Source organism: Sphingobacteriales bacterium (genome assembly GCA_016699615.1).
In the GTDB taxonomy this organism is placed as follows: domain Bacteria; phylum Bacteroidota; class Bacteroidia; order Chitinophagales; family JADIYW01; genus JADJSS01.
The window spans coordinates 545,003-570,353 of record CP064984.1 but is presented as its reverse complement, the minus strand read 5'-3'; the positions used below and the strand labels follow the sequence as shown (position 1 = coordinate 570,353).

Annotated in this window: 23 protein-coding genes; 18 read left to right on the top strand and 5 right to left on the bottom strand. The window is 29.6% G+C overall.

Annotated elements, in window-relative coordinates; translation table 11 throughout:
- Positions 1-76 precede the first annotated feature (76 nt).
- From sprA (IPK18_02795) to IPK18_02785, 3 genes are read left to right on the top strand one after another with little or no spacing between them, the layout of a single operon-like run.
- Positions 77-5,860, top strand: a complete 5,784-nt coding sequence (sprA, locus tag IPK18_02795) for a cell surface protein SprA (protein QQR98476.1) — start codon at positions 77-79, stop codon at positions 5,858-5,860.
- A complete protein-coding gene (sprA, locus tag IPK18_02790) occupies positions 5,856-7,334 on the top strand; it encodes a cell surface protein SprA (protein QQR99285.1) in 1,479 nt (492 codons plus the stop codon). Before sprA (IPK18_02795) ends, sprA (IPK18_02790) begins: the two co-directional genes overlap by 5 nt.
- 42 nt (positions 7,335-7,376) lie before the next feature.
- The gene (locus IPK18_02785; GenBank protein ID QQR98475.1) at positions 7,377-8,246 is read left to right on the top strand and encodes a hypothetical protein; all 870 of its coding nucleotides are present in this window, start codon (positions 7,377-7,379) and stop codon (positions 8,244-8,246) included.
- Here IPK18_02785 and IPK18_02780 read toward each other — a convergent pair.
- Positions 8,241-9,077, bottom strand: a complete 837-nt coding sequence (locus IPK18_02780) for a neutral zinc metallopeptidase (protein QQR99284.1) — start codon at positions 9,075-9,077, stop codon at positions 8,241-8,243. The two genes, IPK18_02785 and IPK18_02780, sit on opposite strands and share 6 nt — an antisense overlap.
- A gap of 53 nt (positions 9,078-9,130) precedes the next feature.
- On the opposite strand from IPK18_02780, the gene IPK18_02775 reads away from it, so the two are divergent.
- The 4 genes from IPK18_02775 (at position 9,131) to IPK18_02760 (ending at position 13,066) form a co-directional block, all read left to right on the top strand.
- Entirely contained in the window at positions 9,131-9,616 is a 486-nt protein-coding gene (locus IPK18_02775; protein QQR98474.1) for a histidine phosphatase family protein, read from the top strand.
- Between the two features lie 54 nt (positions 9,617-9,670).
- Positions 9,671-10,204, top strand: a complete 534-nt coding sequence (locus IPK18_02770) for a hypothetical protein (protein ID QQR98473.1) — start codon at positions 9,671-9,673, stop codon at positions 10,202-10,204.
- Between the two features lie 52 nt (positions 10,205-10,256).
- Positions 10,257-10,466, top strand: a complete 210-nt coding sequence (locus IPK18_02765; protein ID QQR98472.1) for a hypothetical protein — start codon at positions 10,257-10,259, stop codon at positions 10,464-10,466.
- 83 nt (positions 10,467-10,549) lie between these two features.
- Complete coding sequence (locus tag IPK18_02760; protein QQR98471.1) at positions 10,550-13,066, top strand: S8 family serine peptidase; 2,517 nt, start codon at positions 10,550-10,552, stop codon at positions 13,064-13,066.
- Here IPK18_02760 and IPK18_02755 read toward each other — a convergent pair.
- Positions 13,032-13,310: a hypothetical protein gene (locus tag IPK18_02755; protein QQR98470.1), complete on the bottom strand. Its 279-nt coding sequence runs from the start codon at positions 13,308-13,310 to the stop codon at positions 13,032-13,034. The two genes, IPK18_02760 and IPK18_02755, sit on opposite strands and share 35 nt — an antisense overlap.
- A gap of 1 nt (position 13,311) precedes the next feature.
- Between IPK18_02755 and IPK18_02750 the strand changes: the two genes are divergently transcribed.
- From IPK18_02750 to IPK18_02735, 4 genes are all read left to right on the top strand, one after another.
- Positions 13,312-15,150 carry a hypothetical protein gene (locus IPK18_02750; protein QQR98469.1) on the top strand — a complete coding sequence of 613 codons (1,839 nt, stop codon included), beginning with the start codon at positions 13,312-13,314 and terminating at the stop codon, positions 15,148-15,150.
- 134 nt (positions 15,151-15,284) lie between these two features.
- Positions 15,285-15,680: a hypothetical protein gene (locus tag IPK18_02745; GenBank protein QQR98468.1), complete on the top strand. Its 396-nt coding sequence runs from the start codon at positions 15,285-15,287 to the stop codon at positions 15,678-15,680.
- Positions 15,681-16,349 carry a tRNA (5-methylaminomethyl-2-thiouridine)(34)-methyltransferase MnmD gene (gene mnmD, locus IPK18_02740; protein QQR98467.1) on the top strand — a complete coding sequence of 223 codons (669 nt, stop codon included), beginning with the start codon at positions 15,681-15,683 and terminating at the stop codon, positions 16,347-16,349.
- A gap of 2 nt (positions 16,350-16,351) precedes the next feature.
- A complete protein-coding gene (locus tag IPK18_02735) occupies positions 16,352-16,996 on the top strand; it encodes a hypothetical protein (GenBank protein QQR98466.1) in 645 nt (214 codons plus the stop codon).
- Positions 16,997-17,003: 7 nt separating this feature from the next.
- Here the strand turns inward: IPK18_02735 and IPK18_02730 are convergent, their stop codons facing one another.
- A complete protein-coding gene (locus IPK18_02730; GenBank protein ID QQR98465.1) occupies positions 17,004-18,017 on the bottom strand; it encodes a hypothetical protein in 1,014 nt (337 codons plus the stop codon).
- 77 nt (positions 18,018-18,094) lie between these two features.
- Positions 18,095-18,268 carry a hypothetical protein gene (locus IPK18_02725; protein QQR98464.1) on the bottom strand — a complete coding sequence of 58 codons (174 nt, stop codon included), beginning with the start codon at positions 18,266-18,268 and terminating at the stop codon, positions 18,095-18,097.
- 46 nt (positions 18,269-18,314) lie between these two features.
- On the opposite strand from IPK18_02725, the gene IPK18_02720 reads away from it, so the two are divergent.
- From IPK18_02720 to IPK18_02710, 3 genes are all read left to right on the top strand, one after another.
- Positions 18,315-18,746 (top strand): hypothetical protein, encoded by a 432-nt coding sequence (locus IPK18_02720; protein QQR98463.1) that lies wholly within the window; start codon positions 18,315-18,317, stop codon positions 18,744-18,746.
- Positions 18,747-18,773: 27 nt separating this feature from the next.
- Positions 18,774-19,406 (top strand): hypothetical protein, encoded by a 633-nt coding sequence (locus tag IPK18_02715; protein ID QQR98462.1) that lies wholly within the window; start codon positions 18,774-18,776, stop codon positions 19,404-19,406.
- A gap of 61 nt (positions 19,407-19,467) precedes the next feature.
- On the top strand, positions 19,468-19,980 hold the full coding sequence (locus IPK18_02710) for a DUF1761 domain-containing protein (protein ID QQR98461.1): 513 nt from the start codon (positions 19,468-19,470) through the stop codon (positions 19,978-19,980).
- 3 nt (positions 19,981-19,983) lie between these two features.
- Here the strand turns inward: IPK18_02710 and IPK18_02705 are convergent, their stop codons facing one another.
- On the bottom strand, positions 19,984-20,409 hold the full coding sequence (locus tag IPK18_02705; GenBank protein ID QQR98460.1) for a hypothetical protein: 426 nt from the start codon (positions 20,407-20,409) through the stop codon (positions 19,984-19,986).
- 170 nt (positions 20,410-20,579) lie between these two features.
- On the opposite strand from IPK18_02705, the gene IPK18_02700 reads away from it, so the two are divergent.
- From IPK18_02700 to IPK18_02685, 4 genes are all read left to right on the top strand, one after another.
- Positions 20,580-21,542, top strand: coding sequence for a transketolase family protein (locus IPK18_02700; GenBank protein QQR98459.1), 963 nt, complete (start codon positions 20,580-20,582; stop codon positions 21,540-21,542).
- A 211-nt stretch (positions 21,543-21,753) separates the two neighbouring features.
- A complete protein-coding gene (locus IPK18_02695) occupies positions 21,754-22,086 on the top strand; it encodes a hypothetical protein (protein ID QQR98458.1) in 333 nt (110 codons plus the stop codon).
- Between the two features lie 97 nt (positions 22,087-22,183).
- Positions 22,184-23,599, top strand: coding sequence for a hypothetical protein (locus IPK18_02690; protein QQR98457.1), 1,416 nt, complete (start codon positions 22,184-22,186; stop codon positions 23,597-23,599).
- 730 nt (positions 23,600-24,329) lie between these two features.
- Positions 24,330-25,025: a hypothetical protein gene (locus IPK18_02685; GenBank protein ID QQR98456.1), complete on the top strand. Its 696-nt coding sequence runs from the start codon at positions 24,330-24,332 to the stop codon at positions 25,023-25,025.
- Positions 25,026-25,351: the final 326 nt, after the last annotated feature.

The following is a 25,351-nucleotide window of genomic DNA, read 5'->3' as shown; positions in this document are numbered from 1 at the left end:
CTAGCATATCATAGTGCGTGGTCGCAAAACACTGATTCAATAAAATTAAAATATCCAATTCAAGATAGAAACGTAAATGGAATTTACACCACCATCCAATAATGCATTAGACCTAAATGACCCAAAAATCATCCAAAAAGATGTACAATATGATGCCGAGAAAAAACAATATTATTTTACTGAAAAAATAGGCAAAGACAATTATAGAATTCCTACTTTTCTTACTTATGATGATTATACAAAACTGCAACAAAAAAATGCAGAGCAAAACTATTTCCAACAAAGATCTACAGCAATAGATTTAGCAGAAAGAAAAAGCAAACAACCATTTTTATATCAAGGACCAGAATTGTTTGATAGACTATTTGCAGGAACAAAAATTGAAATAAAACCAACCGGGAATGTTGATGTAACAGTTGGCGTCAATTCTCAAAGAGTAGACAATCCAGTATTATTAGAAAATCAAAGAAGAAATACAAATTTCGATTTTGATATGAATATCCAACTTGGATTGCAAGCATCAATTGGTGATAAACTCAAGTTAGGAATTAATTATAACTCAAAAGCAGGCTTTGCATTCGATAATCAATTAAAATTAGGCTATCAAGGTAAAGAAGATGATATTATACAATTAATAGAATTTGGTAATGTTAGCATGCCATTACGTTCTGCACTCATCAGAGGACCACAAAGTTTATTCGGACTAAAAACACAATTCAAATTTGGAAGACTAACCATAACAAATGTATTATCTCAACAGAAATCAAAAACAGAAAATGTAAGATTTGAAAATGGCTCTCAAACTAAAAAATTTGAAATAAAAGCAGACGAATACGAAGATAATCGACACTTCTTTTTAGCACATATTTTTAGAGATAATTACGAAAGCAGCCTAACAAGATTGCCATATGTCTCATCGCAGACCATTGTTACTAGGTTAGAAGTTTGGGTAACCAACAAAACAAGACAAACAGAAAACGTAAGAGAGATTGTAGCATTCGCAGATATTGGAGAAAATAAAGCACAAAATGTACGAAATCCAATCGTGTTAAACGGTAATGGAGATATTTATACAAATAATAATTCTAATAATATTTATGGTATAATAAATAGCAATTCAGAACAATTTAGAGACCCAACCAAAGTAATCAATCTATTAACAGTAAATGGATTTAATCCAATTGATGATTATGAAAAAGTAAGTGCTAGAAAATTAGCAACATCAGAATATACATACAACGCACAATTAGGATATATATCACTAAACTATCAATTAAGACCAGATGAAGTATTAGGCGTTGCAGTACAGTATACTGTAAATGGACAAGTACATCAAATAGGAGAGTTCTCAAATGATTTGCCACCATTAGCAGATACAACTAGAGCAAAAGAAAGAATATTAGCACTTAAAATGCTAAAAGCAACATCAATCAGAGTAAAAAATCCAATTTGGGATTTGATGATGAAAAATATATACTCATTAAATGCATACAATGTAAATAAAGAGCAATTCGTATTAGATATTTATTACAGAGATCCAGGTGGTGGTTACAAAAGATATCTTCCAGATGGTGGAGACATTACAGGTAAACAACTATTAAAAGTATTACAATTAGATAATTTAAATAATCAAAACGATCCACAAAATGATGGACAATTTGATTTTATTCCAAACGTAACTATCAATCCACAAAATGGTAGAATCATATTTCCTGTCTTAGAACCATTTGGACATTACTTAGAAAAAGCCATCAACAACCCAGCAATATCAGCAAAATATGCATACAACTTATTGTATGATACAACAAAAGTAGGGGCACAACAATATCCTGAATTCAATAGATATATAATGCGTGGTACCTATAGAGGAACAGACAACTCTGTATTCAGATTGCCCAACGCATTCCAATTACCACAAGGTTCAGTTGTTGTACGTTCTGGAGGTACTGTACTTACAGAAAATACAGACTATACAGTAAATTATAGCATTGGTGAAGTAAGTATCATTAATCAAGGCATTCTTAGCTCTGGTGTACCAATAGATATTAGTTTTGAGAATAACTTATTATTTGGTGTTGTAAATAAATCTCTATTTGGAACAAGATTAGATTATGCCGTGAATAAAAACCTAACATTAGGATTCACACATATGCGTCTATCTGAAAAACCATTTACACAAAAAGTAGATTTTGGAAGCGACCCAATAAAAAATAATGTATTTGGGATGGATTTGAATTACCAAGGTCAATCCAAAATGCTAACTAAAATTTTTAATAAAGTAACAGCACAAGACTTATCAGCACCATCTAGGATAACAGCACAAGCAGAAGCAGCTTATTTTATGCCAGGACACAATAGTGCAATTAATTTGGATGATCAAGGTACTGTTTATATAGACGATTTTGAAGCAGCAAGTACAACATACGATATCAAAGGAAGTTACCTTACATGGAAATTAGCATCAGCACCACGTGGCATGAGAAATATTTTTGGACAAGAAAAATTTCCAGAAGCAAAATTTAGCGATAGTCTTCCATATGGTTTTAATAGAGCAAAATTAGCATGGTACACCATCGATCCAATTTTTTATTCAAGTGGAAGTGGTAATCCATTAAGTGATAATCAAACAAATATCACCAAGACTAATCTATATACAAGACAATTTTTTCAACAAGAAGTATTTTTAAATAGACAAGACCCAAATTTCATTAATCCAGCATTAGCAACATTAGATTTATCATATTTTCCTTCAGAACGTGGACCTTATAATTTCGAAACATCGCCTACAGCATTCTCAAAAGGTACAGCACCAAATGGATTATTAAATAATCCAGAAACACGTTGGTCAGGTATCATGCGTACGATAGAAACAAGTGATTTTGAAGCAGCAAATATTGAATACATACAACTTTGGGTACTTGACCCATTTGTAAATGCAGGTGCAAATAAAAGTGGAAATTTATATATCCAACTAGGAAATATATCAGAAGATATATTAAAAGATTCAAGAAAACAATATGAAAATGGATTGCCACGTCCTAATGGTGGAACGACAGTTGAAACTTCAACTTGGGGTTTAACACCAACAATACCAAATGCAATTACAAATTTCTTTGATGCTGATCCAGATGTAATAAAAAATCAAGACGTTGGATTGGATGGTTTAAATGATGAAACAGAAAGAACATTCTACGAGCAATTTTTAATTAATGCACAATCTGTAGTTGGAGATGCAAATGCTTTACAAGAACTACAAAGCGACCCATCTTCAGATAATTATATTTTCCCAAGAGATGACAGATTTTCACCAGATGTTGATGTTATTACACGATATAAGAACTTTAGTGGTACACAAGGAAACTCATCAAATAATGCAGGAAACAGTAGTGTAAATGGCAACTCAAGCAGTACACCAGACAATGAAGACTTAAATAATGATAATACTCTAAACGAAAATGAAGAATATTATCAATATAGAATTGCTTTTGATGATAATTTTATTAATACATCACCATTCATTACAGACAAAGTTGAAAAAACAATCGTAGTTGATGGTGTGAGTCAAACATTTACTTGGTATCAAATAAAATTACCAATTGCAGATTTTGAAGAGCGTGTGGGTAATATTGCAGACTTTAGATCTATACGTTTTTTAAGAATGATACTTACAGACTTTGAGCAACCAGTTACACTTAGATTTGCTCAAATGTCATTAATCAGAAATCAATGGAGAAGATATCAATTATCATTAGATGAACCAGGCGAGGAACTACCAAATGACAATAATAACAATACAGTATTTAATGTATTAAATGTAAATGTTGAAGAAAATACAACAAGACAGCCAATACCATATGCATTGCCACCAGGCGTTACACGTGAACAAAATATAAGTGCAACATCAAACAACAATGTATTGATTAATGAACAATCTATGAGTATGCAAGTTTGTAGATTAGAAGATGGTGATGCAAGAGCAATTTATAAAGTAACTGACTTAGATATCAGAAATTATAAAAGAATAAAAATGTTTGCCCATGCAGAAAATTTTGTTGGTGGCGAAGGCGATAGTTATCCAATAGAAGATAATGATATTTCTTTATTCATGCGTATTGGAGCAGATTTTACAGAAAACTATTACGAATATGAAATTCCATTAAAAGTAACACCACCAGGAAATTATAATGTAGAAAGCGAATCAGATAAAAGAATAATTTGGCCAGATTCAAATGTATTGAATGTTGCTATTGATTCATTAACACATGTAAAAAAGTTGCGTAATATTAGCAATGCATCAAACATTTATCCATATCAATACAAAACTTCACAAGGTACAATTTCGGTAATTGGAAATCCAGATTTAGGTAATGCAGCTTTGATTATGATTGGTGTAAGAAATCCAAAAAGAATAGCAGGCATAAATGACCAAACAGATGATGGAAATCCAAAATGTGCAGAAGTTTGGGTCAATGAATTGCGACTAAGTGGTTTGGATGAAACACAAGCATGGGCAGCTTTGGGTAGGGTAGATGTACAATTAGGAAATCTTGGTAATATTACACTTTCTGGAAATATGCATACAATTGGGTATGGCGATTTGGAGCAAAGAGTAGACCAAAGATTTAGAGATAATTTTTATCAAATAGATGCAACAGCAAACTTACAATTAGGCAATTTATTACCAGAAAAAGTAGGACTTAAAATTCCAGTATATGCACAATTTTCACAAGCAGTAAGTACACCACAATATGATCCATATGAGTTTGATGTAAAAACAAAAACTAAATTTGATGAAATTAAAGCAGACAGTGATTTAAGTAAAACAGAGAAAAAAGAAAAAATCGATTCAATAAAAAATATTATACAAGATGTAACAACCATAAAAAGTATAAATGTTACAAATCTTCAAAAAGTTAGAACAAATACAGAAAAACAAGCAAGAGTTTATGATATTGAGAACTTTGCTTTTACCTACGCCTATTCAGAATTAGAAAAAAGAAATCCAATTATTGAAAGCGATAAAACAACAAAACATACAGGCGCATTGAGTTATACATTTGCACCAAAACAAGTGTATTGGCAACCTTTTAAATCAATAAAAAACAATAATAAATATCTGAAATTTGTAAAAGAATTTAACTTAAGTCTTAAGCCAAATTCTCTATCATTTAGAACAGATTTGAATAGACAATACAATCGTACTAAAGTACGTGATATTGGCGATGATGGTTTGGTTATCTCACCTACTTATTTTAAATTCTTTACTTGGGACAGAATTTGGAGTGTTAAATACAATCTTACACGTTCTATCAACGTAGATTTTACTGCAAATAACCATGCTAGAATTGATGAACCATATGGAGCATTAGACACAAAAGCTAAGAAAGATACTTTATGGAAAAATTTCTTGAAATTTGGTAGACCAACAAATTATACACACAACTTTAATGTAAGCTATAACTTGCCATTGCAACACATTCCATTCTTAGATTGGATGACTGTGCGCACAAGATATTCTAGTACTTACACATGGACAGCATCTTCATTAGCATTGAAGAGCTTAGGAAATAATGCACAAAACACAATGAACTATCAAATTAATGCAGATATTAATTTTAAAAATATATACAACAAAGCCAAGTTCTTAAAACCTTACAATAATGCCCAACCAAAGAAAACTAAGGAAGATTACACCAAGGCAATGGATGTGTACAACAAACAACTAGAAAGTGCTGAAGACAAAATAAAAAATAAAGAAGCAGAAATAGAGAAGAAAATATTAGAAATTGAGGAGGCAGAAAAAGATACAAGCTTCACAAAAGATGAAATAAAAGGATTGATTTTACAGAAAAAGAATTAAAAATCAATTAAGAACATTAAAAACAGCTAAGAAAAACTTAAACTTACCAGCAAATCCAAAACTTGATATTGCCATACGACCATTAATGATGTTACAAAGAGCATCTATAGGATATGAAAGAAGTTTCTCAACAGTACTACCTGGCTTAACGCCAGAACCATTATTATTTGGTCAAAATTTCTCACAGCGTGCACCAGGTGGAGCATTCTTATTTGGCGCACAAAAAGATACTAATTGGTTAAACTCAATAGCACAAAAAGGTTGGATGTCTCAAGATACTACACTAAATTACCAATTCATCCAAACCAAACAAACTACATTCAATTTCAGATTATCATTAGAACCATTTAGAGATTTAAGAATAGATATTAGCATGCAAAAATCACAAAGCGAAAACTATTCAGAATTCTTTAAAAAGATAACAGCAGATGGAGATTATATGCACCTAACACCACAAGTATCTGGAAATTATTCAATTTCATTCTTAATGCTTAAAACAATATTTGATAAAGTAGATGCGAACAATTTCTCAAATGCATTTAGAACTTTTGAAAAATACAGAGAATCATACTCACAAGAATTCGGAAGCCTAAACCCAAATTCAACAGGAATTTATGTTAATGACAGTATTCAACTACCTAATTTTAAAGAAGGTTACGGACCATTTTCACAAGATGTTTTATTACCATCATTGATTGCAGCATACACAGGAAAAGACCCATCAAAAGTAAAATTAAATCCACTTAGAATGTTGCCATTGCCAAACTGGAAATTGACTTATAATGGTTTCTCAAAAACAAAATGGGGACAAAAATTATTTACCACATTCAATATCAATCACGGCTACAACTCTACATTCAATATTGGCTCATATGTTACTAACTTAAATTTTATTAATACACCAGGCTATGTAAATGAAGATTTATATTATGTACCACAACAGTTAGATACATTATCAGGCAACTATTATTCATTGTATGTAATACCACAAGTAGCTATACAAGAACAATTGTCGCCACTAATTGGAGTAGATATTACATGGAAAAACTCTTTGATTACAAATTTTGATTTCAAAAAATCTAGAACATTAAGTTTAAGTATGTTGGACTATAGATTGAGTGAAACAAGAACAACAGAAATTTCAGCTGCATTAGGTTATAAACTTGCAAAATTCAAAATACCATTTAAGATAAAAGGAAAGAAAATTACATTAGATAATGACATCAACCTAAGAGCAGATTTTTCTATAAGAAGTGATAAAACTGTAAATTATAGATTAGACCAAAACATTGCAGAACCAGTGCGTGGACAAAAAACATTATCATTAGCAGCAACTATAGATTATGTAATTAATAGTAAGCTGAATGTTAGGTTATTCTATGATTTTAGAAAAATATTACCAGCTACACTTTCTTCTTATCCAACACGCACACACCGTGGAGGAATCACATTTAGGTTCTCACTAACACCATAATTTAAAATATATTTTAAATTATAATATAAAACTAATTAATAATTGAATATTACACTAAAAAAATATAAGTCAATAGATTATTCATCTGGTTCTGCATTAGAATTTCATCATAATGTAATTTACCTTATTGGCGATGATAGCAATAAAATTCTATGCTTAAATAATGGATTAGATATCACAAGTCAAATAAAACTTTTCGATTTTGATGGTGATAGAATTCCAAAAAAAGATAAACCAGATTTTGAGGCTTGCACTATACTAAATAATCAATTATTTATTTTTGGTTCTGGCTCAAAAATACCACAACGTACATTATTATATATTTTTGATATCGATACACACCAGATAGCAATTAAAAGCCTGCAAAGTCTATACGAAAATATGATTGCAACTAATGATATACAAGAATTAAATATCGAAGGTATTACCACAATTAATAACTCATTTTTGTTTTTTAATAGAGCCAACAATAAACAACAAAACAAATTAATAATCCTAGATGATTTTAATCCAAATGATTTAGCAAACACAGCATTAAAATTTGTACCAATTGAAATTGAAAATTTTAAAGGTTATCAACTTGGAATTTCTGGTGCAACATACTTTCCAGAAAATGATATAATGTATTTAACAGCCAGTGCAGAAGATACAGATAATGCTTATGATGATGGAGAAATTGTAGGTTCAGTATTATATATAATACACAATGCTAGTTCTGTTTTTTTACAAGATAAAATAGTATTAACTAATCCAATTATTTTAGAAGAAATTGATGTTACATTATCAAAACAAAAAATAGAATCAGTTTGCGTACTTAGTTACAACGAACACAGCACAGATTTGATTTTAGTAGCAGATAATGATAATGGAAAATCAGAATTGTTTATGATTTCTATCGATAACGAATTATAGATTTGGATCTTCAAATGTATTGCTTTGATTTAAGTCACCACTTTGATATCCTTTCATAAACCAATACATTCTTTGCTGCGATGTACCATGTGTAAATGCATCAGGCACAACATAGCCTTGAGCATTTTTTTGTAGTCTATCATCACCAATTGCATTAGCTGCAATTAATGCAGATTCTATATCTTCTTTATTCAATTTTAAGTTCTGTGCATAATGCGCCCAATAGCCAGCCAAAAAATCTGCTTGCAATTCTAGCATTACACTCAATCTATTTGCTTCTTTTTGGTTTGTTTGTTGCTGCATCTGATGTACCTTAGTTGTAATGCCCATCAAGTCTTGCACATGATGTCCCACTTCGTGCGCAATTACATATGCATTTGCAAATTCTCCACGCACACCATGTCTTTGACTAAGTTCTGTAAAGAAACTTAAATCTAAATAAATCTTTTTATCAGCAGGACAATAAAATGGTCCAGTTGCATGGCTTGCACCACCACAGCCAGATTGTGTTTGTTCTGTAAATAATACAAGTGCTGGTTCTTTATAAGCATCACCCATTTTTTGAAATGCACTATTCCACACATCTTCTGTACTTGCCAATACAACAGATACAAATTTTTTACCTTCATCATCCAGTCCTTCGTTGTTTTCATATTGTTGCGTATTGCTTTGTTGTTGCGCCACATTTATCACTTGGGATGGGTCGCCACCTAAGAAGTAAATTACAACAGCTAATATAAGTGTACCAATGCCACCACCAGCTATCATTTTTCCTCTACCACCTCTTCGGTCTTCAATATTTCCGCTTTCTCTATTATTTAAATCCACGATTTTGTATTTTTAGTAAAATAAAAATAGTAAATATATGCTACTTTAGCAAGCCGATGAAACAAATATATCTAATAAGACATGCAAAATCAAGTTGGGAATTTCCAGAGCTTAATGACTTGGTGCGTCCACTTGCACAAAGAGGAAAAACAGATGTTGTAAGAATTGGAAACTATATTGCAGAAAATAACATAAAACCAGATTATATAATAAGTTCTCCTGCAACAAGAGCATTGCACACAGCTATAGAAATTGCCAATATTGTAACGTATGATACCAATAAAATAGACATAGCAAAAGTAATATACTTTGGTGACGAAAGAGAAATTATAAAGTACATACAAACTATTGATGATAAATTTAATACGATATTTGTGTTTGGTCACGAGCCAGTTCTTTCATTATTAATAGAACAATTATCTGGTGTTGTGGTAGATAAATTTCCAACATGTGCTATATTTGGCGTAGAATTTAAAACAAACAACTGGGAAAAAATAAAAAAAGGAACACAATCAATTTTTATCATACCAAAAATGATTTAATTTTTTTCAAGCAAATTGATTTTTTTTTCTTTTTTTTGCAATAAATATTTTTTTATGACAAACTTTAATATAGGTACTAAGATTGAGCATCCAACATTTGGCAAAGGTGTAATTATAGATAATGAAGATGAATACACTTACATTATATATTTTTATGGACAAGGAGAAAAAGAAATATCAAAATCATTTGATGGAATGCTAATCATAAAAACAATTGAAAAAGATGCCAACAGCATTTCTTTTGATGATATAGAAAAAGCAATTGCTAAATTAGTTTTACCATTAACAGAACCATTAGAAGATTGTAAAATTGCAGACAAATTTGATGGTGGCAAATTAATCATTCAACCAGCTGATATAAATTTACAAGCAAAAGAATTACCTATTGAAGACTTCTTTCATAAAATTGTAATGACAAGAGATAGACTTAGAGTAATGGAACAAAAAATAAACGCAAGCAAACTAACAGATGCAGAAAAAGTAGAACTACAACAATACATAACAAGAATATATGGTTCATTAACAACCTTTAATGTATTATTCAAATTTAAAGATGACTTTTTTAGAGGCACAGGAGGCGGAAATTAATGACATACAATAAATTTTTAATTTATTCGTTATAGTAATAAAAGCATAGCTTATGACAGAATTTTTTACACCTGAAATTTTATTACAATACATTTATCAAGAAACAGAAGAAGCACTAAATGTACAAATACGTGAAGCATTAAACAAAAATGCAACATTAAGACAAACGTATAATGATTTATTAGCAGGAATAGAGATATTAGACAGCGCAAATGTAAATTCAATTGTTGCAGCTAGAAGTAAAATAGCAATAGAAAGATAGTTTGCAATTTGCTAATTAAAAATAATCTTATTACTTTTAGTATAACAATGTAATATACAGCATTGTGTGCTAAATTAATATCAATGAAATCTAAATATATTTTATTTATAGCGTTTGTCTTTTTATGCTATAAATTTGACTTATACGCAAGTATAAAGTTTGCTCCAATTTTTAATGCACAACAAAGAGTAAGCACCACATCATATAAACATGAAAATATAAATTATATCATCACACAAAAATCCAATGACTATAAATCATACGAAGAATATTACTTAGGCAATAATTATTTTCTATACGCAATTCCAGATGAGAAAATTAATTCAAATTCAACATATTATTACATTATACCAAACTCAAAAATTGCAATAGATATAGACAAAAGTAAAAACGTAGAACAAGTTCAAATTATTTATTCTAAATTAATAGACAATAATGAATTTCTAAAAACACTCACACAATTTGAAGCAAGCATCACAGAACATTATATAGATAGAAATATTATTAAAGTACAAATTGCTACAAAATATTTAGACAAACTCGCTGAACTACCATTTATATATAGTATTTCAAAAGAGTACCAACAAAAAAATATACTATACTATGATTCATATATCATGAACAGACTTAGCGAAGCAAATTTTCCATCACCTTATGGATATAATCTAAATGGAGAAGATATGAAAATTGGTATTTGGGATGATGGCATTATTGCACCACATATCAATCTAGAAAAATCTAGAGTATTCAATATTGATAAAGCGTATAATACTTCGCCATATTACAATCACCCAACTTATGTTGCTGGCGCAGCAGCTATGAATAATAATGGCAATTATTTTCAGAAATCAGCAGCTTCTAAAGCTACAATCTACGCTTGGGATTATGATAATGATATACTTACTGAAATAAGAAATGGAATTCAAGATTATCAAATCAACGTGAGTAACCATTCTTATAATTTTGGTCAAACACAGTGTATAAGTGCTTCAGGTTTATATATTCCAGAAGCTAGCGAAATTGATAAAATAGCTAATACTTACAAAGATGTAGTACATGTTGTTGCTGTAGGCAATACAGCACATTTTTGTGCAGTAAATGATACATTCTATTCAACAGATATAGGTTTTCAAGGTGCAAAAAATACAATTACAGTTGGCTATCTTTATAGAGATGAAAGATTAGTAGAAACAAGTGGAAGAGGACCAACTACAGATGGAAGATTAAAGCCAGAATTAGTTACTAAAGGTTTTGCATATTCTGCAACTTCACCAGGAAATGGATTTACTACAGTATATGGTTCATCTTTTGCAGCACCACAAATTGCTGGTATTGCAAGCATTTTACAACAAAAATATAAACAACAAACTGGCTCATTACCACCATCAAGTTTGGTAAAAGCTACATTGTGCAATACTGCTCAAGATTTATTTTACAAAGGAATTGATTATGCCTCAGGATTTGGTAGACCAGACGTAGGAAAGGCATTACAAAATATTGCAGATAACAGATTTGTGATAGATAATATACAAAACAATGAGATAAAAGTTCATACATTCACTGTGCCAGAACATCAAGATTATTTAGCATTGACAATAGCTTGGACTGATTTGGCATCATTCCCATTTCAAGATACAATATTGGTAAATGACTTAGATATAAAACTAGTTAACCCAAACAATGACACCATTTTACCATGGGTACTTAATCCAAACAATTACCATCAATTAGCAACAAGAGGCATTGATAAACTCAATAACATAGAACATATTACATTGGAAAATATTTTTGCTGGTGAATATAAAATTATAGTAAAAGGAGCAAAAGTTATTTCTAGTAATCAAGAATATGCATTGACCTATTATACATCAAAAAAAGGAATTGATATTGTTTATCCAAATGGTGGCGAAACTTTAGATGCAGGTGGAAGTACAAACATAACATGGAATCAATATGGTGTGAACGATTCTTTGAGTGTTTATTATTCATTAGATAGTGGTCAAACTTGGACTTTTATTAATAAAGTATACAGTACTAGTGCTTTTTTAGCTTGGACATTGCCAGCGAACGTAGCTAGCAAATCAGCAATGGTAAAAATAATTACTGATACATATCAAGATTCATCTGATTTATATTTTAATATAATAAGTAGACCAAATGCAAATAATCTAACCATTACTACATGTGATAAAAGTGCAAATCTAAGTTGGACAGCAATTGCTGGAACACAATATTATACAATCTATTTGTTTGAAAATGAAGTTTGGAGAAAAGTAGATACAACATCAAATTTAAAATATGATTTAACAAACTTGGTTAATGGAAATGCATATTACGCTGCTATTACAGTATCAGCAAATGGTATTGAAGGAAATAGAAGTAACGCAAAAGGGTTTACATCAAGTTTCACAGTTTGCAATACCACAAATGATATTGGCGTATATGAAATAGCACATCCAATTGGTGGAAGACAATTAACAAGTACTGCATTAACCAATCAAGAACATATCACATTTATTATAAAAATTATGGAACAAATACAGTTAGTAATTTTAATATTGTATATCAAGTTAATGGTGGCTCACTTTTATCAGAATTAATATCAAGAAGCATTAATACAAATGATACAATACATTTTAAAACAAATAATATTTTTGATTTTAGCAGTATTGGCACATATAATATTGTTGCAAGAACAGCATCAGTTTTAGATACAATTAAAAGAAATGACACATTAAAATATACATTAAAACATGTACCAAATAATGCAATAACATTACCTTGGAAAGAAAATTTTGAAAGTAATTCAAGTATATTATCTGAAAATACTTTTGCTATAAACAATATGCAATACGCTGATTATTGGGCAAGCAGATATGCAAGATGGAGAACAAATGCAGGAAATTTATTTGCACATTCAGGAAGTAATGCATTGACATTAGACAACACTAGTACAACTGTGATTGCCCAAAATCAACACATAATTACATTAAATTTAAACAACTATATAGATTCTATTGTGTATTTAGATTTTAGTTATTTAAGCCATAATGAAACAAATCCAGAAGATACACTATTTGCACGTGGAAACGATACTTTAGCATGGATTCCAATTTACAACCTATTTGAAAATAAGCTAGACAATGGTATATATAAAAATGTAAAAGCCATCAATCTACAGCAACTTTTAAAAACAAATAACAATCAAAATTTTTCAACTTCAACGCAATTAAAAATAAAAACACAAAGTACAAATGCAGCAACAGGATTATCTACCAATGGTGGCTACTCTTTCGATGATATTTGTTTGTATACAGCAAACAATGATGTACAAAATATTTCTGCGAATACACTAAGATTTCCTATATGTTTAGCGCAAGATACATTTATACCAATTACAATAATTATAAAAAACAATTCTAATCAGGTTCAAAATAATATAGATGTAGCATATTCAGTTAATGAACAAAACACAGTTGTAGAAACTATAACAAATCCAATTTTGCCATATGATACAATGACTTATGTATTTAATCAACCTTTACATATTATGCAAGTTGGAAAATATGATATACGAACTATTGTACAACACCAGCCAGATATGTATAAAACAAATGATACATCAAAAACATTGACCTACATTGCAAATCAATATATCCAAACATTACCATATTTAAATACATTTGAAAGCGAAGCAAGTCTTATTCCTTATAATATTAACAACAGTAGTTGGACATATGGTACACCATCAAAATATTATACAAGAGCCGCAGCAGAAGATAAAAAAGCATGGACAAATTCATTGTACGGAAATTATAATTTCAATGAAAATTCAGAATTGTATTTAGGTTGCTTCAATCTAAATAACTTGAATACATATCCAACAATTGCAATGCATCATTTACAAGACATACAAAGTTTGTATGATTCTGCTTGGGCAGAATATTCCTTAAATGCAATCACTTGGAATAAATTAGGTTGCGCAAACTGTGGCACAAATTGGTACAACAATACAACAGGAATAGATAAATGGGACAGAACATTGGTACCTTGGCAAGTTGCATCAACTAAAATTGTTATTGATCCAAGTATTGATAAATCTAAAGTGTTGCTGAGAATAAAATTTGTCTCAAACTCAAGTGTTGTTGGAGAAGGTTTAGCAATAGATGATTTACATATATATGCAGGCAATCATGAAATAGCACCATCAGATTCTGTTTTTGTAGTAGCAAACTCAAGTGGCAATGGTTGGATTGATATATTGAAAAATGATTTGTTAATTGCACAAATATTTGACGACAATAAAAATCTAGGAAATATTAATGTAGGTTATAAAACAACAAATAATATAGATTACTATTTAGATAGAACAATAGTACCAAGAAATTGGAGCATACTACCACAAAACAACATTGAAGGAAATTATAAAATTAGATTGTATTTGTTGAACAATGAATACCTGAAATTGATAAACAATGATCCAAATGCAAACTCAATGAATGATATTGCAGCATTGAGGTATAATGGGTTTAATATTGACGTATTAAAAGATAATAATTACGTGAATGGATTGTTCGATTTTATTCATCAAGATAGTATACATTTTGTGCCTTTTGATAATGGATATTATGTAGAAATAAACACTAATAAGTTTGGTGAATTTTATTTAGTTGAAGTCAGGTAAATCCAGTAATATCTAATATTCCAAATATAATTAAAATTGATGCACAGCAAATAAATAATGATACATATCTTGAGTGGCAAACTGAAAAAGATGCAAATATTAGAAACTATGTAGTACAATATTCATTAGATGGAATGCTGTATAATTTTATTCATAACATAAATGCAGTGAACAACTCAATATTATTTTATAGAATAAAAGCAAATACAATAGACGGAAAAATTGCATATTCATTAGTTGATAGTATTAAGTTTGATTTGCCAACAGCATTAACACAAAATTCTCAATATATTAAATCATATTTTTCTAATAACAATAATATTGTAGTAGAAAATAAAAATGTTTTAAAAGGTACATATAATGTGATGCTTTTACAACTTGATGGGAAAATAATACACCAACAAAAATCAAATATTGAGAATGGAAATTATGATATAAATATTACTAAAAATTTGTTATCAAAAAATATATACTTACTTAAAATATTTAATAATTCTCAAACCTATTTTTCTAAATTATTAAAACCATAATTGCCAATTTTGTATCCTGAGTTAAAAACCACAGCAGATGGTTCTTCCACATTATTTGTAGAAGAGTTTGACGAACACTACCATTCAGTACATGGTGCAGTGCAAGAAAGTATGCATGTATTTATCAATGCTGGCTTAGTAGAAAAAGCAAAATCAAAAAACAATATTGCCATCTTGGAAATGGGTTTTGGCACAGGACTCAATGCATTACTTACCATAGATTTTGCAATGCAAAACAATACAAAAGTAGACTACCACACAATAGAAAAATTTCCAATTGAAGAAAATGTTTACACACAATTATATAATAGTGATAACAATTATAAACATTCTAGTTTCTTTGAAATGCACCAAGCAAAGCACGAACAAACATTGCATATAAATAATAATTTCACTTTCAAAAAATACATCACAGATATACATCAATTTCAAACAACAAATAAATTTGATATTATATATTATGATGCATTCGCACCATCAGCGCAAGCAGATTTATGGACAGTAGAAATATTTGAAAAAATATTTGCCATTCTAAATGACGATGGTTTTTTAGTAACTTACTGTGCCAAAGGTAGTGTAAAACGAAATCTGAAAACAGCAGGATTTAATGTAATTGCTTTGCATGGACCAAAAGGAAAAAGAGAAATGACAAAAGCTATAAAATTATAAAAATGAAAAAATATATATTTATTATTTGTATTATCTTTATTACATGCAAAAATAATACAAAATCAAACAGTAATGCATTAAATGGAAAGTATGGAATTAAAAAAGCTAGTGTAGAATCTACATTAGATGTTCTTGGTTTGAATAATAACACAACCATTCTGATGTTTGATGATTATGGTGATAAGTATAAGCAAATAAAAACTGATGAATCTGGATTTTTAAATGGTAATACTAAGATTACTACAATAACTATTTTAGATAAAGATTATATGTACTTTTGGGAAGAAGGCAGCAAGAGTGGAACAAAAATAAAACTTGACCAAACAGAAGATGATATCTTAGCACAACGTTTCAATTTCAAAAAAGTAAATAAAAGTTTTAGAGAAAAATATAAATTAGAAACACTAGAAAGTAAAACAGTTGGTGGAAAAAAATGTGATGTTTATCAAATGGAAATTGAAAAAAGTAAAATTAAATATTATGTTTGGAAAAACATTCCATTGAGTTTTGAATTGGAAATGGAAGGCAAAACAATCAAAAGTAATCTTGTTAAATTAGACGAAAATCCAAGCTTTAAACCCAACGAATTTGAGCTACCCAAAGAAATTCATTTTGAAGAAATTACTTTAGACGAAACTCAAAATTAAATACAAACTATTTGATAGTAAAGTTGCTAAAAAACTGTTCGTTTTTTAAATCATACACTTGCTGCTTACTTCCAGAATATAAAATTTGATACAATGTATTATTCGCAAAATAATAACGCAACCTATAGTACACTTTTCTTGAACTAAAAATATATTCTTTGGTAGGAAATTGATAAGCATACAAATATTGCTCAGACAAAATTTTACTTTTTTGTTCTTTCGTTAAAGTCTGAATAGCCAAGTTAAACAAAGAATCAGAGCTAATACCTAAAGCAAAATTATACTTTCGCTCAGAAATTAAATAGGCACTATTGTCTTCACTATATTGAAAATAATAATTATTCACAAGGTATGATTCAATTGAATTATTTTGTATATAATATTTTTTTATATTTGGCTCAGCAGGAAATTTTGCAATAAAACTACTGTCATTATATTGATACCATTCTGGTGTTTTCTTACTTTTACTTTTAGATGATTTGTTTTTACTCTTTGCATTTTTTGACTTTTGATTAACTACTGTAGAATTTGTTTTCTTATATATCATGCTATTCAAAAAGAATTGTACAATATTATTATACTTATCTTTTTCAGGAGCAATGCCAGTTAGCATCACCAGATAGTCATCAATAAAATAGATTCTGCTAAAAATTGTTTTTCTATCAGACAAGTAAATGAGAACATATTCATAACTCAATCCATTTTTATCTTTTTCTTTATAAGTAGTTGGATAGCCACCAAACTGTACAGCCAATCTATTAATTTCTTCTTGCAAGGCTTTTTTATATTCTTTAGCACTCACTTGTCGCATTGATGCAGTAAAACTCAGTTCTAATGCTTTGTGTTCAGCTTTTAAATAATACAAACTTTGCAAACCTTTTGCTGTGTACACATCTTTTTTTTCTAAAGTAGATGTATATGGTAATTTTACTGAAGCAGACACAAATTTCAAAGGAGTTTTTATCCAAAGCGAGGTGTCAGAAATACTCGCCTCTTGTGCTTTTATATGATAATTAGTCAATATTATAAAATAGATTAAGAAAAGATTTCTATGGAGCATAATATTACAAATATAAAAATAAATACAAACAATGAATTCTATTGTTTGTTTATTTTTGATAGTATTTCTAAAATATTATTATTATGCCTTTCAAATGATACTATTAGTTCTTTAATAATTTTAGTGTCATTAAGATAAACATTCTCAGATGCAACGCCTTGGCAGTTTGAAATTGTATTTATTATCCATTTATCATTATAACCTATATCCATTTATCATTATAACCTAATAGATAATTAGGTGTTACCCCAAATATTTTTGGGCGCATGGCTTGATGGAGATGATGATTTAATATCAGCAGAAGTTAAATTATGTGTTAATCTACCATCAGATATCTTTAAGCTTCTAGGAATTAACTTAAATGATATGAAAATAAATGTAAATGTTGGAGAAGCTTTAAACTCGGCATTAGAGGAAATTGATAATGGAATTGCAAAATCATATTTTGTCAGAAATAAGATGACAAATTCTCAAGGTATTATTCAAGTAAAACTATCAATTAGAGGTATTGAACCAGAGTATATAATCCAAGCACCACCTAGTTATAGATTCGATACGCTTTGGAATCAATCTAACAATATTGTTGCAATTTATGAAAGGGGTAATAGTACATATGCGAGATATTGTGAAAGTACATTAGGAGACAATAGAATTAAAGTTGATAAAGTTTCATCATGTAATGGCAATTAAATCATCTAATTTTATTAAATTTATATTATGAAAAGCAATATAGCTACTATTATTTTTATTATGGGTTATGTCCTTATCTACTCGCAGGATTCAGAAAGTTATAGCCAAAATAATGATATATCAATTAAGAAAAATTCATTCAAAATAGGTGTTGGAATTCTACCTATTACAGTTTTACCAATTACTCAATCTATTGCGAGTATCGGAGACTTTAGTGTTGGATTTGATAATAAGAACTTTAAAAAAAAATATCAATATTTTCCAACTATTTATATAGGTTATTTTAGAAGAATAAATAAAATTGTTACAGTTAATACATCATTTGCTTTTGATAGGATAAATGCGAGATATACAAATGTAAATCCAGCTTTGAGTTTTAATAAAATTGATAATTTGTATAGAATATTGATTGGGTCAAATTTTTATTTTTTTGATAAAAATAGATTGAAAATGTATTCTGGATTAGATATAGGTGTGACAGTAAATACACTAAAATATAAAAATTTTCAAAATAATACTCCAAATGATAGAACAATTGGTTTTGCATTCCAATTAAATGCTTTAGGGCTAGAAGTTCATGGTAAAAATTGTTTTGGTTTTACTGAACTAGGATTTGGTTCATTAGGATTTTTAAAAATTGGGTTTGGATATAAGTTTTAATACCATCCAATTTGCCTTTCTCATATATTCTATTTAATTTGCATCAATTAAATTAACAATTATGCAAATAAACTTTTTTCTTACTATGGCAATTGCAGGAATCATTCCAATGATTGTAGGCTCAATTTGGTACAATCCAAAAGTATTTGGTAATGCTTGGATGCAAACAGTTGGAGTGTCAGAAGAAAAGCTCAGAGAAGGATTCAATCCATTATTAGTATTTGGATTGGCATATGTTCTAAGCGTTTTCATAGCATTTGCTCTATCAGGAATAGTTATACACCAAATGGGATTTTTCGGAATGCTGCAAAATCATTTTACGGAAGAGGCTACACAACAATTATTTGGTAGTGTAATGCAAACTTATGGTAATGAGTTCAGAACTTTTAAACACGGTGCACTACATGGTGCAATTGCTGGAATAGGATTAGCATTGCCAATGGTTACCACAAATGCATTGTTTGAACGCAAAGGTTTCAAATATATTGCAATCAATTCAGGTTATTGGATTGTATGTCTTATTCTAATGGGTGGATTTATCTGTCAATTCGCAGACTTAAATTCCTTAGGATAAAATTTAAGATGGATTGTGCACCACAAAATTAGTTGGTGTACAATTCAAATCTATCTTATTCACAGCAGGCACGTACTCTTCAATAAAAATTTCGTCGCCATCTTGTGTATATTGCAATAATTCTTGAATGTCCATTTGTTTTACTTTAATAAAACGCAAATAAACGGGTGGTTCATTTTTCCCAGTACTAGATTTTACTGTAATATTGAAATAAATTTTATTAATATTATCTTTAGATACCGTAATCAATCCTTTTGTCTTTTTAGAAATCATATTGCCACAAGCCATTGGTGTAGTATTCAAATAAACCTGAACACAAGGTTCGTTATTTCCTTTATTATCATATTTTTCAAATGCACGAGGTGGCAATTGCTGCGCAAAAGCCAACACAGAGAAGATAAAGAATAATATGTAGAATTTACTTTTCAATGCTATTATTACAAATTTAACTCAATTTATTCAATAATCATACCAAAATATCAAAAAATGTTAAAATACACATAAGCATAACGTTTTATGTTCAATTTTATTGCATAACCAATACTTAATTATAGATTTTGATAATAAAAAACTATTTTAGTGTCATAATTTCATACAAAATGAGTCTTCAAGATATTACATTCACAGACAAAAAAGACACCAGAAGCGGATTTGGTGTAGGCATTTACGAGGCAGGAAAACAAAATCCAAATGTTGTTGCACTTTGTGCAGATTTAGTGGGTTCACTAAAATTAGAAAAATTTATAGAAGATTTTCCAGAACGTTTTATCCAAACAGGTATTGCAGAAGCAAATATGATTGGAATAGCAGCTGGTTTAACTATTGGCGGAAAAATTCCAGTAGCTACAACTTTTGCAAATTTCGGAACAGGTAGAGTGTATGATCAAATACGTCAATCTGTAGCTTACTCAGATAAAAATGTGAAAATATGTTGCTCACACGCAGGACTAACATTAGGTGAAGATGGTGCAACACACCAAATTTTAGAAGATATAGGTTTGATGAAAATGTTGCCACACATGACAGTTGTTGTGCCATGCGATTACAACCAAACACGATTAGCAACCAAAGCAATTATTGAAAGAAATGGACCAACTTATTTAAGATTTGGTCGTCCTGTTTGGCCAATTTTTACAGAAGCAGAAGACCAAAATTTTGAGATAGGCAAAGCACAATTTCTATCAGAAGGTACAGATGTTACAATTATTGCTTGCGGACATTTAGTATGGCATGCAGTTTTGGCAGGACAAGAATTAGAAAAAAAAGGTATTTCTGTAGAACTTATTAATATGCATACTATAAAACCTTTGGATGTTGAAGCAATATTAAAATCAGTAAAGAAAACAGGTTGTGTGGTTACAGCAGAAGAACATCAAATGGCTGGTGGTTTAGGCGAAAGTGTTGCAAGTGTATTAATCCAAAACCATTTAGTACCACAAGAGTTTGTTGCTGTAAACGATAGCTTTGGCGAAAGTGGCACACCAGACCAATTATTAGAAAAATATGGACTAATGCCAAAAAACATCATAGAAAAAGTAGAAAAAGTAATTAGTAGAAAATAAATAATTGCCTCTGGTAATTTAATTATTATATAGTATATTTTATTTGTTTTTTCTTTCTATCGATAACACTCATTTTATATAATTTATATAGATGGAAAGTAAATATTTCCTTCAAGGTAATAGCTAATTTTCTGCTCAAGATATTAGTATTTTAAAAGAATTTTATTTGCATTTTTGTTTTTTTTTGTATATATTTGGAAAAAAACTACTTATGAAGTACGTAAAAATTGCATGTCTTTTTTTGAGTATTGTTTTATTTAACAATATTTTTGCACAAAATGAAGTAAAAGAAGTTTCTTATGACATATCTAGAAAAGCCAAGAATGGATATCTAGGTGGAGTGGAAACAAACCAAGCAAACAATACTTTTGATTTGGTATATGTGTTACCATCTAGCCAAAAGAAAGTAAAAATTGAAACCTATACTTATGATATTGATTTGGGATTAAAAGATACTAAAAAAGAAGAATGGGATGTAGAAAAAGTAAGAAGTAGATATAAATGGTTTAATTTTAGGGAGATGTATACTACACAAATGGATTAACAGCATCTACAACAATGGGTGGTAAATTAGTTTTTAGAAAAAATTAATTACATGGAAATATAGATGGTGGTATGGTACATATATAAAAAATGTAAAAATGTTGGAAAAGGTGAAGCCAACAAGTGATGCAGGTGAAAAATATTATTTCAGAGGAGGTGCTTATGAAGTAGATAGAGATAGTTCAATATTAGTAATCGCAGGAAGACAAGATTCTCCAAAAGATGCTTTGGGTTCTTATCTTCATTACGACCTAATAAAATGTGACAATGAAGTCAATATCTCAGTATTATCAAAAATAGATTTTAATGAGCCACATGCACCAATTTTTGCAGAACCACTTAAAGATGAAAATCATGCATTGAATAATGATGATTTACCTAGAGATTGGATTGTAGTATTTGCTCCACAAGGAAATATAAATAAGAAAACAACAGCTGTTCCAAATAAATTAGTATATTATAGAATTAGTCCAGAAGGCAACATTAAAGAGAAAGTGATTTTTGATGCACCAACTAATGGCTGGAGAATTTTAGAAGTTTATGAGAAGAATAATGAATTGTTCTTCTATGGACCAAGCATTACAAAAGATTTAACAGGAACATATATTGATAAAATATATAAAACACAGTTAGTTGCTACGACATCAGCAGATGAAGAAGAGAAAGCTACAGAAAATACCACTGCAAAATCTGGCGGTATGTTTAGTGCATTAAAAAATATGGGTAATACTTTGGCAGGCAACAAAGATATGGGTGTTACACAAGAGGCAATAGATGCCATGCTTGATGAAATGAATTTTACTGGATTTACACTTGGAAAATTAGTAAATGGAAAATTTGACTTTATAAAAGAAACTCCAGTTGCTGATTTTAATTCTAAAGCAGTAAAACCAGAAGGACAAAAGAAGATAGTTGATTTTAATGGTAAAAGATTCGAGACATTCAATATATACTTCACAAGTAAAAATGATATATTAATAAATGGACAAGATTTTAAAGTAGCAAAACAAAAACCATTTGGTCCAGATTATAATGCAGGCTCAAGACTATATCAAGGAGTATATATGTTTCAGTTTGATGGTCAAGGTAATCTAAAACACAACTACGGTGTGTTCTTAGACCAAAAAGAAACAGCAGGATTTTTCAATCGTTCTCCATTGACATCTGATATGTTCCCAGCTACGAGTTATCTAACAGAATCTGCTGATAAAAGCAAATTATACTGGATGATGAATATATGTAGAGCAACTCACGAAGAAACGGATGAAGATTATAGTTGGTTCACCAAAACAACAACAAAAACATGGGCTCCATTATTTAGTGTTCAATATGGTACCTTAGATTTAGACAAAGGTACAGCATCAGATTTTAAATTGCTTGGTGAAGCAGAGAAGAAAAAGTTTTATCTTTTCCCATCAAAAAATGTAGTTGAATTAGGAAAGTATATTATCTATCTATCAGAGACTGAAAAAGGAGATAAATTATTACTTTCAAGAATGGATATTTCTAAATAAATATTTTTAGTTGATTCAATTTATACTAAGCACTGATAATTATTTTATCAGTGCTTTTTTTTGTAAAAAAAAGAAACGGCATCAGAAAAATAGCGTTAAGAAAATAAGTGTCGAGCGTAAAAAAAGTTTTGCTGTTTGAAGTTCTGCTTTGGAAGAAGCAGAACAAGTTTAAAAACTTTTAGCGAAGACGATTATTTTTAGCGTAATTTTTCGTCGCCATTGTTGGTGTTCTTCACCAACAACAAAAACTCGCCTTTGGCAGGTGTTATAGCGTAGCGTCACCTGCAAAAAAAAAACAAACAACTGCAAGCCAACACGCTTACAGTAAATAGTTAATAATATTTATATTATAAAACGTTCGGTTTTTAGGTAAAAAAATGGCATCAGAAAAATAGCGTAAAGAAAATAATCGTCGAGCGTAAAGAAAGTTTTGCTGTTTGAAGTTCTGCTTAGAAGAAGCAGAACAAGTTTAAAAACTTTTAGCGAAGACGATTATTTTTAGCGTCATTTTTCGTAAACCTTGATTTTTCTTTGTTACTTTCTTTGTATCAAGACAAAGAAAGTAAATACACAATTTCATCAAGGAAAAAAGCAAATACATGTAACAAATACAAAAAATAAATATTAAATTAGATGAATGAAGGTTATGGGAATTTGTAGTTTGTTGGTTAAAAACCAACAAAGGCAGAGGAAATTATTAGAAAATATTTTAAAGCCCAGCGAAAAGTAAATGAGATTAGAAATCGCTATAACAATTCTATTGTTTTTTTCTATGTGTAAGAGAAAAGATATTAATTCTTATGAAAAGGTAGATAAAATTGAAAGTGCATATTACAAATGGAGTTCGAATTTAAAATATGATACCATTTATAAATACCAGTTTATAAATATGCCAATATATAAAAAATTAGATAAAAATATATACTCTAATATGTTAATTATGGAGGGCAGAGGTAGAACATTATTGGATACAGTAGGTTATTTTAGAATAGAAAATCAAAATTTATATTGTTTAAGTATTGATTATAAAAGATTACAAGAGAAATCAAAAGAAACTAAATATCCATATAAAAATATGCATCAACAATTATTTTTTAATTTTGATATGCATTTGAAATCTACTATTGAAGTATATGCAGATTCTCCTTTTGGAGTGTGTACATTTATATTACTAAAAAAAATGTATAGTAAAAAATACAATGATACTATATTTGTATGTGAACGAACAGATTCATCATTACCATATCAAAGTGATGGTGGTTATCATTTAAAGTTTATGAAACTAGGTAAAAAGGTAGGTTTTACAGAGCTTATTTTTCTTAATGTAGATAAAAATAAGTATGATGTTTATTTGCCAAATGGTAGTTATACATGGAAAATAATATCTAAAGACACACTTATTTACCCCAGCAACCTTCGCCCGTGACAGGTGTTTAGCTTAGCGTTGTTTTAGCGTAGGCAAGCGTCACCTGTCAACCGCCCAACCTCGCCATTGTTGGTGTTCTTCACCAACAACAAAAACTCGCCTTTGGCAGGTGTTATAGCGTAGCGTCACCTGCAAAAAAAAAAAACAAACAACTGCAAGCCAACACGCTTACAGTAAATAGTTAATAATATTTATATTATAAAACGTTCGGTTTTTAGGTAAAAAAATGGCATCAGAAAAATAGTGTTAAGAAAATAAGCGTCGAGCGTAAAGAAAGTTTTGCATAAAGAACGTTCAAGCGTCAGCACGCGGTGAAGAAAAATCGA

Bases quoted from the DNA above. Each gene is read 5' to 3' on its own strand.
- sprA (QQR98476.1), top strand. From the start codon at position 77: ATGGAATTTACACCACCATCCAATAATGCATTAGACCTAAATGACCCA.
- IPK18_02775 (QQR98474.1), top strand. From the start codon at position 9,131: ATGAAACAAATATATCTAATAAGACATGCAAAATCAAGTTGGGAATTT.
- IPK18_02770 (QQR98473.1), top strand. From the start codon at position 9,671: ATGACAAACTTTAATATAGGTACTAAGATTGAGCATCCAACATTTGGC.
- IPK18_02765 (QQR98472.1), top strand. From the start codon at position 10,257: ATGACAGAATTTTTTACACCTGAAATTTTATTACAATACATTTATCAA.
- IPK18_02760 (QQR98471.1), top strand. From the start codon at position 10,550: ATGAAATCTAAATATATTTTATTTATAGCGTTTGTCTTTTTATGCTAT.
- IPK18_02750 (QQR98469.1), top strand. From the start codon at position 13,312: ATGCAATACGCTGATTATTGGGCAAGCAGATATGCAAGATGGAGAACA.
- IPK18_02745 (QQR98468.1), top strand. From the start codon at position 15,285: ATGCTGTATAATTTTATTCATAACATAAATGCAGTGAACAACTCAATA.
- IPK18_02735 (QQR98466.1), top strand. From the start codon at position 16,352: ATGAAAAAATATATATTTATTATTTGTATTATCTTTATTACATGCAAA.
- IPK18_02725 (QQR98464.1), bottom strand. From the start codon at position 18,268: ATGGATATAGGTTATAATGATAAATGGATAATAAATACAATTTCAAAC.
- IPK18_02715 (QQR98462.1), top strand. From the start codon at position 18,774: ATGAAAAGCAATATAGCTACTATTATTTTTATTATGGGTTATGTCCTT.
- IPK18_02710 (QQR98461.1), top strand. From the start codon at position 19,468: ATGCAAATAAACTTTTTTCTTACTATGGCAATTGCAGGAATCATTCCA.
- IPK18_02700 (QQR98459.1), top strand. From the start codon at position 20,580: ATGAGTCTTCAAGATATTACATTCACAGACAAAAAAGACACCAGAAGC.
- IPK18_02695 (QQR98458.1), top strand. From the start codon at position 21,754: ATGAAGTACGTAAAAATTGCATGTCTTTTTTTGAGTATTGTTTTATTT.
- IPK18_02690 (QQR98457.1), top strand. From the start codon at position 22,184: ATGTTGGAAAAGGTGAAGCCAACAAGTGATGCAGGTGAAAAATATTAT.
- IPK18_02685 (QQR98456.1), top strand. From the start codon at position 24,330: ATGAGATTAGAAATCGCTATAACAATTCTATTGTTTTTTTCTATGTGT.